Raw genomic sequence first — 15,169 nt, forward strand, 5'->3', positions numbered from 1 at the left:
ATAATCAAAGAAAAAGCCAGTTTATCAATCAAACTGGCTTTTCTCTTTTTATAAAAAGAATAATTAGCGAGGGATTTGTAAACCGCCAATATGACCTTTAGGGCTTAGGACAATTTGCCATAACTGAATATCTCTGGCACGAAATGCACCCGCACAGGCATTAAGATAATAACTAAACATACGTTTAAAGCGTGGTGTGTAATTAGATTCAATATCTGGCCAATAGGCTAAAAAACGCTGATACCATGCCATTAGTGTTTTATCGTAATCAGCGCCAAAGTTATGCCAATCTTCCATTACAAATTTACTGTCCATTGCATGAGCAATTTTTTGAATAGACGGTAAACATCCATTAGGAAAGATATATTTGCTTATCCAGCTATCTACATTTACTTTGTCGCGGTTAGAACCTATGGTGTGCAATAAAAACAGACCATCTTCCTTTAAATTACGACGAACCACATCAAAATAAGTGGCATAATTTTTAGGTCCTACATGCTCAAACATACCTACTGAAACTATGCGATCAAACTTTTCATGTAAATCACGATAGTCTTCTAAAATAATATTAACATCAAGTCCTTGGCATCGAGCTTGTGCAAGTTTTTGCTGTTCAACAGAAATAGTGACTCCCGTTACAGAAACGCCAAAATGTTTGGCTGCATAGCCTGCAAGTCCACCCCAACCACAGCCGATGTCTAATAAGGTCATCCCCGGTTTTAAATCTAATTTTCGGCAAATTAAATCTAATTTATGTTCTTGAGCTTGAGTTAAATTATCTGCATTTTTCCAGTAACCACAGGAATATTGCATATTAGGATCAAGCATGGCAGTAAATAGATCATTACCAAGGTCGTAATGCTCTTTACCTACCATCCATGCACGTTTTTGTGTTTGCAGATTAAAAAGGCGGGCTGTCGCAATCTTGAAAATATCGCGTAGGTTTTGTGGGAGCTTATTTTCAAGACCAGCACGTAAAACTTTATGAAAGAATATATCTAATCGTTCACAATCCCACCAACCATCCATATAACTTTCGCCGAGACCTAATGAGCCTTGCTGTAATACTCTTTTATAAAAATTTTGATTATGAACCTGAATATCATAAGGTTCTGAGCCATTAACTCGAATATCAGCATGAGCTAACAGTTCTATTGCGATCTTTTTATAAGGATCGTTGGAGGTCTTTCGGCCTTCTTCTACACAAGATGTACTCATATACTCTCCGCGTAAACTAAGCGGGTTTTGAGACATAAAGCTAAGAAAGGATGTGTGCAGATTGACAGTATTAAAATGGTATTGTGTTCAGTCTGAATTGAACGAATAGAATTAATAAGACAACTAATCTGACATAATCAGCGAATAATCTGTTTAATGTCTCAAAATCCGAAAGAAAAATAAATAAAACGCTATTACAGCGTATAGGTAAGTATAGAGATGTAGAATGTTTTTCTCTAGAAAAGAAAAAGGCCATTTTTTATAAAATGGCCTTTTTAAGATGATTCTTAAAAGAAGGAGCGCGATTATTCTGCGGTTTGAACTGTGTGTTTGGTAACAGATTTATTACGCTGAATAAAGTAACCAACTGCCATTGGGATTGCTGTTAACGCCATAATTGCCGTGGTGTTAATCAAAGGTTGTTGGCTGATAAATGCAGAGACAATAAAACTTGCTAAGCTGCAAAGACCTAGTTGAAGCGCATTTTGTAACGCAGCAGCTTTACCACTGATTTCAGGATAAGCGGATAAAGCATTAGATACTGCGATTGGATAAGAAGCACCATTCATTGCAGCCATAATACAGAACGGAATTAAAATAGTTGTTAATGTTGGTTCAGTAAATTTAGCAACAAGGTATAACGCAGTCATACTGACAGCATAACCAATTAATAACAGTGGCAGCAGTGTTTTACCTGTCATTTTTGACAGTAAAATACGACAACCATAACCACCCACCATAAATGCAATAGTTTGTGGAATATAACTTAAACCGATATCCTGAGGAGAGTAGCCCATCTTTTCAAGAATGATTGGTGAGCCAGCTAACCAAGCAAAGAAACCTGCACTACAAGAAGCGTAAACTAATACGTTACCTGTATAGAGAGGGGATTTTAATAAAGTCATAAATGACGCAGAAGATTGGTTTGCATCTGTAACTGATTTTTGTTTAATGTTTTTTAGCATTAATGTCGGTAACATGAGAACTAACGTTACGGCCATTAACAGCATAAAAATCATACGCCAGCCACCGTGATCTAATAACGATGCACCGATTAAAGGCGCAAGTGCTGGTGATAATGCAACCAGTGGCATAATTAAAGCAAAAACGTGTTGAGCGCGAGATTCATCAAAACGGTCGATGACAAGAGCTTGCCAAATAACAGCAGCAGAGCAGACGCCGAAAGCTTGTAGGAAGCGCATAGCAAGTAAGCCAGTTGCACTTTCAACCCACAGCATACCAAGGCAGCCTAAAGAGAAAAGGCTTAAACCAATAAGAAGAATAGGTTTACGACCTACTTTGTCAGAAAGTGGTCCCCAAAGTAACTGAGCAACAGCAAAACCAAATAAAAAGATACTTAAGCTATTACTAATAGCACCTTCGCTGATAGAGAGTTCACGCTGCATCATACCAAATGCAGGTAAGTACATATCAATAGCTAAGTAACCTAGCATACTCAAACCCGCTAGGTACACCATAAAGCTCATAGGTGTTTTTGATTGTGTGGATGTTTTAGAATTCATTTTATTTTCTATGCTATGTGATGTAGAACATTTTATGTATTGTAACTAAGACCTATTTTACTTGTGAAACGGGAATATTTGGTTAATGCTGTGAAAAATTTTCAAAGGAATAAACTCTATGTGGTCAGAATACTCTTTAGAAGTTGTTGATGCAGTCGCAAGAACAGGAAGTTTTAGCTCGGCTGCTCAAGAATTGCACAGAGTGCCATCCGCCGTTAGTTACACAGTTCGGCAATTAGAGGAATGGCTTGCCGTTCCTTTGTTTGAGCGTCGTCATCGTGATGTAGAATTAACCGACGCAGGTAAAATTTTCATCAAAGAAGCACGATCTGTTATCAAAAAAATGAATGACACTCGACATCTTTGTCAACAAGTTTCTAATGGATGGCGCGGTCAATTTAGTATAGCAGTTGATGGCATTGTTAAACCTGAAAGAACACAACAACTTATTCTCGATTTCTACCGCCATTTTCCGGATATAGAACTGTATGTCTACCCTGAGGTGTTTAATGGCGTATGGGACTCCTTAGTTAATGGTCGTGTTGATTTAGCCATTGGTGCAACAAGAGCCTCACCAATAGGTGAACGTTATAGCTTTAGAGATATGGGATTTATGCCTTGGCGCTGTGTTTGCCATGTTGATCACCCTTTAGCGAAAGCACAACATCCATTAACGGATGATGAAATGCGGCCTTATCCAAGTTTATGTTTAGAGGATACCTCACGCAGTTTACCAAAGCGTGACACTTGGGCGCTAAATAATCAGCGCAGAATGGTTGTTCCGACATGGGATATGGGGCTTGAATGTTTGTTAGCGGGATTATGCGTTGGAATGGTGCCTTGGCACCGTGCTGAACCTTTAATTGAACAAGGTAAGCTGGTGACTTTACAACTGGCACAACCATTGCCAGACAGCCCATGCTGCCTGACGTGGGTCGATAAAAGTGAATCGCCCGCTTTGACATGGTTGTTAGATTATCTTGGAGATAGCCAAACCTTAAATGAGGAATGGCTTCGCTAGAAATCAGATAGCTAAATAAATATGAATTAGCGACGGTAGTCGATAAAAGGACCGTCAGCAACTGAACGGCGCTCAACTAATCGTGGATGAACTTCGATTGTTTGGGCGTCTTCGCGTTTATTGACGATACGATCAAGCAGCATCGATAATGCCATTTGACCTAGACGTTCTTTTGGCTGGTGAACGGTTGTGAGTGCAGGCGTAAAATAACGTGCATTACGAATATTGTCATAGCCAACAATAGAAATATCTAAAGGAACACGCAGGCCAAGTTCATCTGCAGCACAAATTGCGCCCATCGCCATCACATCACCACCACAAAAGACAGCCGTCGGGCGATGTTTTTGGTTTAGCATTTGGTACATGGCTTTATAGCCAGATTCTGGCTCGAAGTCGCCTTGTACAATCCATTCGTCTTTAACTGTGATTTTGGCTTCTTCCATGGCTTTTAAGAAACCTTGTAAGCGACCACCACCTGTATTTCGTTCTAATGGACCAGGGATAATACCAATATCACGATGGCCTCGCTCAATAAGGTAACGACCTGCAATATAACCACCATGGAAAGCGTTATCGATAATGGTATCTGTAAAGTCACCACGCGCTTTGCCCCAATCCATGACAACCATTGGAATATTACGATAGCCCTCTAAAAGAGTAAGAAGGTGATCGGGATATTCAGAACACATGACTAATAATCCATCAACACGTTTTTGTGCCAGCATCGCTAAATAGGCTTTTTGTTTATCGAGGTTATTATGTGAATTACATAAAATCAGTGTGTAGCCTTTGCTGTAACAACTATTTTCAACAGCTTCAATCACTTCAGCAAAGTAAGGAGCTTCACTGGACGTGGCTAACAGGCCAATAGATTTGGTGTGATTGACTTTTAAACTACGCGCAACGGCACTAGGCGAATAATTTAATTCTTTTATAGCGGCCCAAACTGCTGCCCGTGTGTTCTCAGCAACAAAACGTGTTTTGTTGATCACATGAGAAACAGTCGTGGTTGATACGCCTGCGCGTTTTGCCACGTCTTTTATTGTTGCCATGGTGTGGAAAACTCCTGACCTTCATTGGTCTCTTTTATCTAATTTTATGGTTTAACTGCCAGTATAGTCATACATAGGGCAAACACTGGCAATAATTTAGCGATTAGCTGTGAATTTTGTATGATCTAGCTCAAAAGTGAAAGTATTAATCAATGTTATAAATTGTGCACTGGTCGCTATTTTAGCAAATTTTGATATGTGATAATAATTAACCATGACAAGGTTATGGTTAAAAATGTGTATTATAATCATTTTGAGGGAGAAATAGATGGATACGGATCTGAAATTTGGTTTGAGTACAGCAGTAGCAGCGCTTGTTATGATCGTTTTATTTTCTACTATGATGTTCTAATCACTGCTTTATAGAATATCCGATCAATTTAAATAATAGATTATCGAATATCTGAATATAACAAAGGGCTCAAGGCCCTTTGTTATTTTGTCACCAAAAATGAATCTCAATCACTCACCTTTGATTATCAAGCTCAATTAAGCAAGGTTAGCTTCAACAAATGACCAGTTAACCAGTGCCCAGAACTCTTCTAAATATTTAACGCGCGCATTACGGTAGTCGATGTAGTAAGCATGTTCCCATACGTCTACTGTTAACAGTGGTTTGTCTGCACCTGAAACTGGAGTTGCAGCATTAGAGGTGTTAACAATTGCAACTGAACCGTCAGCTTTTTTCACTAACCAAGTCCAACCTGAACCGAAGTTTTTAGCTGCTGCATCATTAAATTGCTTTTTGAACTCTTCAAAAGAGCCAAATGCTTTGTTGATAGCATCAGCAACTTTACCTGTTGGTGCGCCACCTGCATTGGGTGCTAAGCAGTTCCAGTAGAAAGTGTGGTTCCATACTTGAGCAGCATTATTAAAGATACCGCCGTCAGTAGATTTGATGATTTCTTCTAAAGATTTGCTTTCTAAATCAGTACCTTTAACCAGATTGTTTAAATTGGTTACATAGGTTTGGTGGTGTTTGCCGTAGTGATATTCTAAAGTTTCTTTAGAGATGTGTGGCTCAAGAGCATCTAACGCATAAGGTAATTTTGGTAATTCGAAAGACATTGCGTACTCCTTTAAACTATCTATTTCGGGTTTTGTGCCTGAAATCATTCAATCAAAATCATTTGAATTGATAGAATGAGGCAAATGAATCACTAAGTTGTTACTATTTTGCTAATTATTTTAACAAAAATCTGCTGAAATAACAGCTAAATATCTTTTATCTATAGTTATAAGCCATATAGATTAATTATACTCATAAGAGTATATCCCTCTTGCCTGCACGTAAAGTGACAAAAGCGTATTTGTAATGAGATAAGTAAAAAAGGTAGAGAGTATAAATTTTATTCTATTAATATGATTTAATCGCGTCACCTAGTATGGATGGATTGGGGTAAGAGACTACAATTGATACATCGTAACAAATTTATTCTCAAAGGAATGTACAAATATGAAAAAAATATTTATAGCTATTGGCATGATAATATTTTTATCTGGGTTTGGATTTAAAAGTAATGAACCTTTGAAATTAGATTTTGGAAGATCAATTGATGATATTCCTTTTATAAAGAATGGTGTGTGTGAAACAGAGAAAGATCTTATCACTTGTTTTTTTAATAATGAGCCTCCGTTTGAGAAAGATTCTGATAGAAATGCATTAAAATTTTATAAAGGTAAGTTAATTGGTGTAAATCTATCCTATTTTGGTGGCGATGATATTGATTCGGTCTGTAATCTTTTAGCTCAGAAAATGAAAAATATTTATCCTTTAGTTAAAGATAAAAAAGCATTGTTAGCTGAGGTAAATAACTGTAAGGAGTTAGAGATAATTGAATATGAGTCATTAAGTGAGAATAAAATATTTGTATTTTCTGAATTAGAAAATATTGAGGCTAAAGAAGGGAATATAGAAATAATGTACTCACATAAGCCTTATTATTTATACATTTATCGTAGTAGCGATATTTTAGATTGAATTTACGCAAAAAGAGTGTAGGAGTTAAAATGAGTTATAATATTGCACTATTTGATTTTCCTATTCCGAATGATTTTGAAAAAGCGTGTGAATACTTCGAAAAATATGAAGATGAAGATATTCAGGAATTAAGCCCATTAATGTTGCGTTTTTATCAAGAAATTTCTCATCTATATCCGTGCCTTTGCGAATTACCTGATGATGAAATAGATGATAGTGTGTGGTGTGACGGGCCTTTAATTAATAACTTTATGACTAAAATCCCAGTTATTGGTTTTGTTTATTCTAAAGTAGATGAAGCTCTTCCTGTAGTTATTAAATTAGCAAATAAAATGGGGATCTCAGTCCTTGATTGGCAGCAAGGAACGGTATTTAATGCTAAACAATAAAAATGATATTTGAGATGATATAAGGGTTGACTTAAATTTGCCGACAATAGTTTAAGTTTTTTCAAGGGAGTGATAAAAGCATGCACGGAAGTATTATTTTCAAGTATTTTTCTATAAAAAGCTTAGTTCAGAGCCTATTCCTGCTTATTTTTTGTAGTGTGCTAAATGGTTGTAGCATGTTCTATGGCATTGCATGTAGTACCAGCATTTTATTTACACCGTCAGAATCGCAAGAAAAAATCTATATGCCGGAAGCTATTGTTAATCAATATTATGATCAACAGGTTGAAATTGGCGTATTTTCTGGTTTAGCACCATATTATATTGTGGAAAACCCAGAATGGGTTACTGTGACATTAATGGTGAAAAATAAAGATGGGGAGTGGCTTTCTCTTATTACATATGAAGATTGGCAAAAGCATGTCATACGCCAAGAAGAGCGTCCTATCATTTTTGCTCGTTTACAAGGAACAGCACCTAAAAGTGGCAATGTACGGATAAAAATAAAAGCCACAGTAGGGCGTACTATGTGTGGTACAACGGATCCTGTTTTTGCTTTACAAGTCAAAGTGAGAAAAGAATAAAGCTATCCGTAATACTTAAATATATTTATTTTAATTAGGTGAAGATTACCTAATAAGACTCGTCCATTTTATCTTATCTATAAATACTCTAACTTACTAAAATCTAATACTATTATAAATATTAGATTTTAGTATTGTTTGTATAGAATAATTTAACGGAATATGATTTTCAGATCACTTGCTTACTCTGTAATAAGCGTATACATCATTTTCACTACAACTAAGAATAGAAATAATGCAAATATTTGGCGAACTCTAGGAATTGGTAGGCGATAAGCAACTTTTACACCGACAGGTGCGAAGAGTACGCTGGTAATGCTTATTCCGATAAAGGCAGGTAAATAGATAAAGCCGAAGTAATAATCATCAATATTTGTTTGATTCCAACCATAGATAATACCCATGATTGTGCCGATAGAAGCAATGATGACACCAATCATTGAAGAGGTTGCAATACATTTACGTGTATTAAATCCCCAGTGACTTAAAAGAGGAATGGTGATAGTCCCACCCGCAATACCGATAAAACTGGATATAAAACCAATTAAAGAACCACCACTTGTTAACGCTGGTTTTGAAACAATAGGATCTTTCACATTTTCAATGCGTTCTGCTTCTTTCTTTTTAGTTAATAATCCATAGATGGTATATACCATGAAAATACAGAACACGATTTGCAATATCGTATTTGACATTTTTTGTACCAGAAATGTCCCCACAAGCATACCAATGATAGTGCCGAGAGATAATAGAGGAAATTGCTGCCATAAAATGGCTTTATGTTTGTTATGAGAATACGCCGAAGATGCTGTGGAAAATATAATGACAGAGAATGAGGTAGATAAGGCAATTTTCATCACCATATCTGTTGGGATAGCTTGTTGACTGACTACATACATAACCACCGGAACAATGATTGCACCGCCTCCTATACCAAGTAGCCCAGCAAAAAAGCCAGTGATACATCCCACTAAAAGAAACAGTAAAATCATGTCCATAGTTAATACTCGTCAGGGTTTATAACAAACCCATTTATATACATTATATCCTTTTAAGAAGGTAGCGTTTTATCTTAATGTATAGATTATGAAATTTAATGTATTGATTTTGATATGAAAATTGTTATTTATTTTCTTGTTACTTCTTTTATATAAAAGAATATATAGCTAAATATAATTCAAATAAAGAAACATATTAAATATTTAATCTTGGGTTTTATAATAAATTATACTTTTAAACCATAAGCTAAAAATAACTATATTAATTTTACAGGGAAAATAAATCGGAATATGACTAACTTATTTTTATTTATTTATAGAAGCCTAAGGTGGCAAGATTTTTCTTATTTAAAATAAGATAACGAAAAGTTATAGTACTATTTTTTATGATCTATACTGTCAGATCAAAATATTAAGCAATTTAGAAAGAGTCATACATTTATCCATAATGTTGGCGAGGGCGTTGTTTTATTTAATTAAAATAGATTTTTATCTTATTGGATTTATATTTTATCTATCTTTTTTTGACTTTATAAAGGAATTTGTATGAAGAAGACGGTGTTATTACTATCTATAATCACATTATTATCAGGGTGTAAAATAAACGAGGCTATTCGTTCAGTTAATAGTGCTGTAAATCAAATAGTTCCATCGATGGAATCTCCAGTAACTGAAGCGACTTATGCGGGAATATGTAAGGACTTTAGTGATAATGAGATTGCGGCGAAGAAAAAATGGAGAGGGAAGTGGGTTATTTTAGAAGGAAGAGTGACCACTATCGCAAGTTTGGAAGAAGTCGTCAGATACGACCTCTATAAACCAACACCACCGAAAGTTGTTGCTATTTCATTTAATAATAAAGCCAGTGCTTCATATACTTTAAAACCAAGTGAAGAAGATAATGTTCTTAAAATTAAGAAAGGACAAACTGCAAAAATAAAAGGTGAGATAAGCGATATTACTGATGCATTGGGTTGTTTGATCCTTTTAGAAAACGGAACCATACAGTAATAAGTTACTTAAATTGAACCAATTGATTCGAGCATTGACGATTTTCTTAATTGAAATGCTTTCAGCCTCTTAATTGAGGCTTTTTATTTTTCTTAACGTTTTAGTCAGTGATTGTGTCGGTACTAAGAGATAAAATAATAAGATAAAACACACTCATAAACATCTGTAACGTATTGATTTATTTTTTATGTTTTATTGTGTATTTTCTCATCAATAATACTGTGGTTTAGTACCAACCTATTGTTTTATATCGATAACTAAACTTATATAGAGGTTTCTAATATAAAGTGGTATTCTTCTTTCATGTTTTCCCCTATAAAGCATATCGAATATAAAAGGCTGTAAGGACTTACAAATGACGACTATTGAAAAAATTGAACGCCAGATCAATGAAAACCCAATTATTTTATACATGAAAGGTTCTCCAAAATTACCAAGTTGTGGTTTTTCTGCTCAGGCAGTTCAAGCTATCTCTGCTTGTGGTGAGCGTTTTGCGTATGTTGATATCCTGCAAAACCCAGATATTCGTGCAGAATTACCAAAATATGCACACTGGCCAACTTTCCCACAATTATGGGTAGATGGTGAATTAGTCGGTGGATGTGACATCATTTTAGAAATGTATCAGCGCGGTGAATTACAGAAGTTATTAAAAGAGACTGCTGATAAGTATCGTGGTGAAGAAGAAGCACAGTAATTAAATTTTATCGTTTCGGTATTGAAACGTATAAAAATAGTGAGATCTTCAATAAAAAAGCCAGTTCACATCATTGAACTGGCTTTTTTCTGTTATTCATAAATGTACCTGAGACACCATGACTTTAAGGTGTAGGTAATGGCCATCCACCAAGCTTTTTCCAGCGGTTAACTAATTCACAAAAAAGTAATGATGTACGATTTGTATCGTATAACGCGCCATGCGCTAATTTGCTATCGAAGGGAATGCCAGCAGTGATACAGGCTTTAGCCAAAATTGTCTGCCCTAATACTAATCCACTTAAAGCCGCTGTATCAAAGGTGGCAAAAGGGTGAAAAGGGTTACGTTTTAATCCGGCACGCTCAGCCGCAGCCATTACAAAGCTGTGATCAAAATTTGCATTATGCGCCACAATAATGGCACGATTACAGTCTGCATCTTTCATTCCTTTACGTACCATTTTAAAAATGGCATGAAAGGCTTCATATTCACTGACTGCACCACGTAAAGGATTGGTTGGATCAATACCTGTAAATTCTAAGGCTGCCGGCTCTAGATTAGCCCCTTCAAAGGGTTCGACATGAAAATGTAATGTGTTGTCCGGTTTTAGCCAACCTTGTTCATCCATTTTTAATGTAATAGCGGCGATTTCAAGTAAACCGTCTGTTTTCGCATTAAATCCACCTGTTTCAACATCAATGACAACAGGGTAGTAACCCCGAAAACGGTTACAAAGCTTATTGGGATTATTTATATCAGGCATTAAGTTGTACTTATCCGACAAAAATAGAATATCGGAAATTGATAATCAGTAAGGCCAGAAAGATAAACATGTTATCTTTCTGGTTTTAATAAAAATTAGTTACCTAGAGCGTGACTTGCACTTTTGTTTTCGATGAGCTCGATTTTGTATCCATCAGGATCTTCAACAAAAGCAATAATTGTTGAGCCACCTTTTACTGGGCCAGCATCACGGGTAACATTACCGCCAGCTTGACGAATGGCTTCACAGGTTGCAGCAACATCATCAACACCTAATGCTACATGCCCAAAAGCAGTTCCCATTTCGTAGCTATTTACACCCCAGTTATAGGTTAACTCAATAACCGCACCTGTGCTTTCATCACCATAACCAACAAAAGCTAACGAGTATTTATATTCCTCATTCTCGCTAGTGCGTAGAAGTTGCATACCTAAAACCTTGGTATAAAAGTCGATAGAACGTTGTAAATCGCCCACTCGGATCATGGTATGAAGTACTCGCATATAAACCTCTTGTGTTTTTTTAATGATTAAACCCTACAGATAAACTGATGGCGGAGTACTATAACGCGTTAAAGCCCTAAAGTTCAATTTTACTACGCCTTTAACAGTTCAATAAATCATGTTGTGCAGATAATATCTCTATTAACTATACTCTATTGTAACAAACAATAGGGAGGGAAAATCAAATGCAAGAACAATTAGAATTTTTTGATATTCCTAGTCCTTGTATTGGACGTTGCGAAATGAATGCGCAAGGATATTGCGTGGGGTGCTATCGCAGCCGTCAAGAGCGGTTTAATTGGTCAACAATGAATCAACATGAGAAAAGAAATATATTACGACTTTGTCAGCAACGTTATTTAAGATCATTAAAAAAAATGGGTTCCGCAATTGAAAAAGAGAATGATCAACTCAATTTATTTTAAATGTTCCACTTATTTTTTAATATTAAAATAATAATTAACTATCTTTTTAATTCATTATTGTTATTTATTGTAGTTATGTGGTTTATTATTTTTTCTTTATTAATATAAGGTTATAACTTTAAAGTGCTATTCTGGTTATTTATTTTTAACTGTTTGATAGTAATGCTATTTTTCTTGTTTTTAGTGTTGAGTTTAAAATAATAATAATTATTATGTAAAAAAATATAGATTAGTTTTTATAACAAGGTTATTCTTTATGGACTTTCGTTGCTAGAAAGAAATGGTTTAATTATATCTGGAAAATAATTACTTATCTAATAAATAGGATTATAACTATATTAGTTATTAAAGGTAATGTTTTAATTAAAAAGAATAGGTAAATATTGTATTAAAAATGAATATCTAAACTTTGTAATAAGTTGACTGAAAATGCTAATTAAGGAGAGATAAGTGGAATCAACATTAGGAGCTGATTTAGCGCGTTTAGTTCGATTATGGCGTGCTTTAATTGATCATCGTCTCAAACCATTAAAATTAACCCAAACCCATTGGGTTACTTTGTATAATATCAGCCAATTACCTCCAGAGCAGTCACAAATCCAATTGGCAAAAGCAATAGGAATCGAGCAACCGTCTTTAGTGAGAACCTTAGATCAACTGGAAGAAAAAAAACTGATTTGTCGGCATACATGTGCAAATGATCGCAGAGCAAAACGTATAAAATTAACAAAAGAATCTGAGCCTTTTATTAATGAGGTTTACACAGTAATAGAAAAAACGAGACGAGAAATATTAGGTGGTATCCAACTAGAAGAAATCGAAAGGTTAATAGGTACAATCAAAAAATTAGAAAAAAATATAAATAGGCTAAATGACTAATAATTTCAAATTTAATATATATTCTATTTAAATAATATTAATTATATGATGATAACTATACTCTAAATAGTTCAGTACTCAGCTAGATAACAAGTGAATGAGTCACTAGGACATATAAAATATGTAACTAGTGTGAGTAAACGATGTCAACAACACTGAAACTTGAAATATGACGCGTATATAATGTAAATCATTATATAGTTTGAATTGTGATAGCTAGATTATATATTTGTTCTCTCTTTAGGTTACTTATTATTGAGTCATAAAATAAAACAGGCAACTTTAATGTTGCCTGTTTTTTGTTGCTAATTGCTAATTATTAGCGAGGAGAAACAGTTAAGTTATTTCCGTTACCGATAACGGCAACACGTTGACCTTGACTATAAACAGTATTATCTGCTTTTTGAACGATAGCGACAGTTCTACCACTATCTAAACGAACTTCAATTTGAACACCCTTAGTGGTGTTTAATGCGCCTTGTGCTTGTTGTCCCGCCATACCACCAGCAATTGCACCAGCAGCTGTTGCAAGGTTACGGCCTGTACCACCACCTACTGTGTTACCTAACATACCGCCGAGAACGGCACCACCAATCGCACCTAAAATATTCTCATCGCTACCTGCTTGAATATTCACTGCACGTACAGAAACCACTGTACCATAAGTAATATTTTGAGCTTGTTTTGCTTGGCTTGCGGTGTAAGTGTCACCGGATAGTGAATTTGTATTCACACAACCAGTAAGTACAGTCATTGTAAAAAGACCAATAAGTAAATGCTTAAACATAGTTACTCCTAAAGAAAACCTGAGGTGGGTTGCTCAGATTATACCAATGTTATCTAGTATCAGTTATAGCTCGTTTTTTGCGTATGTCGACACTGATTTTAATAATATATAGCTTACTATATAGTAAAGGCCGATAGTAAAAACAGAAGAGATTTCTGAAAAAAGAGAATATAACATTATATGTTAAAAATTTGCATCATCTTGATTATAAGGAAAAGAACATGATAGCAGGGCGGTACATTGGCGTGATGTCTGGCACAAGCTTAGATGGTGTTGATGTTGTATTAGCTGCAATCAATAATAAGTTCGTTGCACAACAAGAAAATCACTTTCTGCCTTACCCGCAAAATCTACGCCAACGAATTTTAGCTGTTTGCCAAGGGCAACCTACTACCTTGCATGAAATCGGCCTATTAGATGCCCAATTGGGCGAACTTTATGCGCAAGCAATTATAGAGTTACTCGCAAAAGTAAAACTTAGTGCGAGTGATATTACGGCGATAGGATGCCATGGACAAACCGTTTGGCATGAGCCAGAAAGTGATATGCCATTTACTATGCAAATTGGTGACAACAACCGTGTTGCTGCATTAACAGGAATTACGACAGTGGGTGATTTTCGTCGTAGAGATATTGCTTACGGCGGACAAGGCGCACCTTTAGTACCCGCTTTTCATCTTGCTGTATTAGGGCATTCTGTTGAAAAACGTATTATTTTAAATATCGGTGGTATCGCCAATATTTCATTGTTATTACCTGGTATTGCAGTTAAAGGCTACGATACAGGCCCTGGAAATATGCTATTAGATAGCTGGAATTGGATCCATAACCAAACACCTTATGATGATAATGGTAAATGGGCTGCTACTGGCACTGTAAACCCAATTTTATTGCAAGATATGCTTTCGGATCCTTACTTTTCGCGTTCAGCCCCTAAAAGTACAGGGCGAGAATATTTCAATACACAATGGTTAAATTACCATTTAGCAAGAGTGCCTAATGTTTTTCCTGAAGATGTACAAGCAACTCTGGTTGAATTAACCGCGATAAGTATTGTGCAACAGATCCAACTAAACGGTGGATGTGAACGTTTACTCGTTTGTGGTGGTGGAGCGCGAAATGGGCAAATTATGCATCGTTTAGCTTCACTATTACCGGGTACAGAAGTCGCGACAACGGATAAATATGGGTTAAGTGGTGATGACATGGAAGCGTTAGCATTTGCTTGGTTAGCTGCGCGCACCATTGCAAATGAATCAGGGAATTTACCTTCTGTAACAGGGGCATCAAGAGAAACCGTTTTAGGGGCGATTTACCCTACAAATCCTCGTTAAGCGT

The 15,169-nt window shown here is 35.7% G+C and carries 18 protein-coding genes; 10 read left to right on the plus strand and 8 right to left on the minus strand.

Going from position 1 to position 15,169, the window contains the following annotated elements; translation table 11 throughout:
- Positions 1 to 63: 63 nt before the first annotated feature.
- Both cfa and punC read right to left on the minus strand, forming a co-directional pair.
- Positions 64 to 1,218 carry a cyclopropane fatty acyl phospholipid synthase gene (cfa, locus tag EHE21_RS08135; RefSeq protein ID WP_088495754.1) on the minus strand — a complete coding sequence of 385 codons (1,155 nt, stop codon included), beginning with the start codon at positions 1,216 to 1,218 and terminating at the stop codon, positions 64 to 66.
- A 305-nt stretch (positions 1,219 to 1,523) separates the two neighbouring features.
- Positions 1,524 to 2,741 carry a purine nucleoside transporter PunC gene (gene punC / locus EHE21_RS08140; protein ID WP_088495753.1) on the minus strand — a complete coding sequence of 406 codons (1,218 nt, stop codon included), beginning with the start codon at positions 2,739 to 2,741 and terminating at the stop codon, positions 1,524 to 1,526.
- Between the two features lie 118 nt (positions 2,742 to 2,859).
- Between punC and punR the strand changes: the two genes are divergently transcribed.
- The gene (gene punR, locus EHE21_RS08145; RefSeq protein WP_088495752.1) at positions 2,860 to 3,762 is read left to right on the plus strand and encodes a DNA-binding transcriptional activator PunR; all 903 of its coding nucleotides are present in this window, start codon (positions 2,860 to 2,862) and stop codon (positions 3,760 to 3,762) included.
- Between the two features lie 26 nt (positions 3,763 to 3,788).
- On the opposite strand, the gene purR is transcribed toward punR, so the two are convergent.
- Positions 3,789 to 4,814 (minus strand): HTH-type transcriptional repressor PurR, encoded by a 1,026-nt coding sequence (purR, locus tag EHE21_RS08150; protein ID WP_075673235.1) that lies wholly within the window; start codon positions 4,812 to 4,814, stop codon positions 3,789 to 3,791.
- Positions 4,815 to 5,082: 268 nt separating this feature from the next.
- Between purR and EHE21_RS19045 the strand changes: the two genes are divergently transcribed.
- Positions 5,083 to 5,166 carry a YnhF family membrane protein gene (locus EHE21_RS19045; RefSeq protein WP_102949514.1) on the plus strand — a complete coding sequence of 28 codons (84 nt, stop codon included), beginning with the start codon at positions 5,083 to 5,085 and terminating at the stop codon, positions 5,164 to 5,166.
- A 137-nt stretch (positions 5,167 to 5,303) separates the two neighbouring features.
- Here the strand turns inward: EHE21_RS19045 and sodB are convergent, their stop codons facing one another.
- Positions 5,304 to 5,882 carry a superoxide dismutase [Fe] gene (gene sodB / locus EHE21_RS08160; RefSeq protein ID WP_109372414.1) on the minus strand — a complete coding sequence of 193 codons (579 nt, stop codon included), beginning with the start codon at positions 5,880 to 5,882 and terminating at the stop codon, positions 5,304 to 5,306.
- 388 nt (positions 5,883 to 6,270) lie between these two features.
- Here sodB and EHE21_RS08165 point away from each other — a divergent pair, with 388 nt between their 5' ends.
- The 3 genes from EHE21_RS08165 to EHE21_RS08175 all read left to right on the plus strand — a co-directional run bounded on the left by EHE21_RS08165 (position 6,271) and on the right by EHE21_RS08175 (position 7,768).
- Positions 6,271 to 6,795, plus strand: a complete 525-nt coding sequence (locus EHE21_RS08165) for a hypothetical protein (RefSeq protein WP_194952371.1) — start codon at positions 6,271 to 6,273, stop codon at positions 6,793 to 6,795.
- A gap of 29 nt (positions 6,796 to 6,824) precedes the next feature.
- Entirely contained in the window at positions 6,825 to 7,184 is a 360-nt protein-coding gene (locus tag EHE21_RS08170) for a hypothetical protein (RefSeq protein ID WP_194952372.1), read from the plus strand.
- 80 nt (positions 7,185 to 7,264) lie between these two features.
- Positions 7,265 to 7,768: a hypothetical protein gene (locus EHE21_RS08175; RefSeq protein WP_194952373.1), complete on the plus strand. Its 504-nt coding sequence runs from the start codon at positions 7,265 to 7,267 to the stop codon at positions 7,766 to 7,768.
- Between the two features lie 182 nt (positions 7,769 to 7,950).
- Here EHE21_RS08175 and EHE21_RS08180 read toward each other — a convergent pair whose 3' ends face one another.
- Entirely contained in the window at positions 7,951 to 8,766 is an 816-nt protein-coding gene (locus tag EHE21_RS08180) for a sulfite exporter TauE/SafE family protein (RefSeq protein WP_194952374.1), read from the minus strand.
- Between the two features lie 546 nt (positions 8,767 to 9,312).
- Between EHE21_RS08180 and EHE21_RS08185 the strand changes: the two genes are divergently transcribed.
- Positions 9,313 to 9,777: an OB-fold protein gene (locus tag EHE21_RS08185; RefSeq protein ID WP_088495746.1), complete on the plus strand. Its 465-nt coding sequence runs from the start codon at positions 9,313 to 9,315 to the stop codon at positions 9,775 to 9,777.
- 355 nt (positions 9,778 to 10,132) lie between these two features.
- A complete protein-coding gene (locus EHE21_RS08190) occupies positions 10,133 to 10,474 on the plus strand; it encodes a Grx4 family monothiol glutaredoxin (RefSeq protein WP_006537039.1) in 342 nt (113 codons plus the stop codon).
- A 124-nt stretch (positions 10,475 to 10,598) separates the two neighbouring features.
- Here EHE21_RS08190 and rnt read toward each other — a convergent pair whose 3' ends face one another.
- Together rnt and gloA are read right to left on the minus strand one after the other, a co-directional pair.
- Entirely contained in the window at positions 10,599 to 11,237 is a 639-nt protein-coding gene (gene rnt / locus EHE21_RS08195; protein ID WP_075673239.1) for a ribonuclease T, read from the minus strand.
- Between the two features lie 95 nt (positions 11,238 to 11,332).
- Complete coding sequence (gloA, locus tag EHE21_RS08200) at positions 11,333 to 11,740, minus strand: lactoylglutathione lyase (protein WP_036937247.1); 408 nt, start codon at positions 11,738 to 11,740, stop codon at positions 11,333 to 11,335.
- A 185-nt stretch (positions 11,741 to 11,925) separates the two neighbouring features.
- On the opposite strand from gloA, the gene EHE21_RS08205 reads away from it, so the two are divergent.
- Together EHE21_RS08205 and slyA are read left to right on the plus strand one after the other, a co-directional pair.
- Complete coding sequence (locus tag EHE21_RS08205) at positions 11,926 to 12,165, plus strand: DUF1289 domain-containing protein (protein ID WP_102949513.1); 240 nt, start codon at positions 11,926 to 11,928, stop codon at positions 12,163 to 12,165.
- A 450-nt stretch (positions 12,166 to 12,615) separates the two neighbouring features.
- Positions 12,616 to 13,044: a transcriptional regulator SlyA gene (gene slyA, locus EHE21_RS08210; RefSeq protein WP_075674400.1), complete on the plus strand. Its 429-nt coding sequence runs from the start codon at positions 12,616 to 12,618 to the stop codon at positions 13,042 to 13,044.
- A 319-nt stretch (positions 13,045 to 13,363) separates the two neighbouring features.
- On the opposite strand, the gene EHE21_RS08215 is transcribed toward slyA, so the two are convergent.
- A complete protein-coding gene (locus EHE21_RS08215; RefSeq protein ID WP_075672187.1) occupies positions 13,364 to 13,831 on the minus strand; it encodes a glycine zipper 2TM domain-containing protein in 468 nt (155 codons plus the stop codon).
- A 221-nt stretch (positions 13,832 to 14,052) separates the two neighbouring features.
- On the opposite strand from EHE21_RS08215, the gene anmK reads away from it, so the two are divergent.
- A complete protein-coding gene (gene anmK / locus EHE21_RS08220) occupies positions 14,053 to 15,165 on the plus strand; it encodes an anhydro-N-acetylmuramic acid kinase (RefSeq protein WP_194952375.1) in 1,113 nt (370 codons plus the stop codon).
- The last annotated feature ends 4 nt before the right edge of the window (positions 15,166 to 15,169 follow it).

Source organism: Proteus sp. GOKU, assembly GCF_015475555.1.
Lineage (GTDB): Bacteria > Pseudomonadota > Gammaproteobacteria > Enterobacterales > Enterobacteriaceae > Proteus > Proteus mirabilis_B.

Bases quoted from the DNA above. Each gene is read 5' to 3' on its own strand.
- cfa (WP_088495754.1), bottom strand. From the start codon at position 1,218: ATGAGTACATCTTGTGTAGAAGAAGGCCGAAAGACCTCCAACGATCCT.
- punC (WP_088495753.1), bottom strand. From the start codon at position 2,741: ATGAATTCTAAAACATCCACACAATCAAAAACACCTATGAGCTTTATG.
- punR (WP_088495752.1), top strand. From the start codon at position 2,860: ATGTGGTCAGAATACTCTTTAGAAGTTGTTGATGCAGTCGCAAGAACA.
- purR (WP_075673235.1), bottom strand. From the start codon at position 4,814: ATGGCAACAATAAAAGACGTGGCAAAACGCGCAGGCGTATCAACCACG.
- EHE21_RS19045 (WP_102949514.1), top strand. From the start codon at position 5,083: ATGGATACGGATCTGAAATTTGGTTTGAGTACAGCAGTAGCAGCGCTT.
- sodB (WP_109372414.1), bottom strand. From the start codon at position 5,882: ATGTCTTTCGAATTACCAAAATTACCTTATGCGTTAGATGCTCTTGAG.
- EHE21_RS08165 (WP_194952371.1), top strand. From the start codon at position 6,271: ATGAAAAAAATATTTATAGCTATTGGCATGATAATATTTTTATCTGGG.
- EHE21_RS08170 (WP_194952372.1), top strand. From the start codon at position 6,825: ATGAGTTATAATATTGCACTATTTGATTTTCCTATTCCGAATGATTTT.
- EHE21_RS08175 (WP_194952373.1), top strand. From the start codon at position 7,265: ATGCACGGAAGTATTATTTTCAAGTATTTTTCTATAAAAAGCTTAGTT.
- EHE21_RS08180 (WP_194952374.1), bottom strand. From the start codon at position 8,766: ATGGACATGATTTTACTGTTTCTTTTAGTGGGATGTATCACTGGCTTT.
- EHE21_RS08185 (WP_088495746.1), top strand. From the start codon at position 9,313: ATGAAGAAGACGGTGTTATTACTATCTATAATCACATTATTATCAGGG.
- EHE21_RS08190 (WP_006537039.1), top strand. From the start codon at position 10,133: ATGACGACTATTGAAAAAATTGAACGCCAGATCAATGAAAACCCAATT.
- rnt (WP_075673239.1), bottom strand. From the start codon at position 11,237: ATGCCTGATATAAATAATCCCAATAAGCTTTGTAACCGTTTTCGGGGT.
- gloA (WP_036937247.1), bottom strand. From the start codon at position 11,740: ATGCGAGTACTTCATACCATGATCCGAGTGGGCGATTTACAACGTTCT.
- EHE21_RS08205 (WP_102949513.1), top strand. From the start codon at position 11,926: ATGCAAGAACAATTAGAATTTTTTGATATTCCTAGTCCTTGTATTGGA.
- EHE21_RS08215 (WP_075672187.1), bottom strand. From the start codon at position 13,831: ATGTTTAAGCATTTACTTATTGGTCTTTTTACAATGACTGTACTTACT.
- anmK (WP_194952375.1), top strand. From the start codon at position 14,053: ATGATAGCAGGGCGGTACATTGGCGTGATGTCTGGCACAAGCTTAGAT.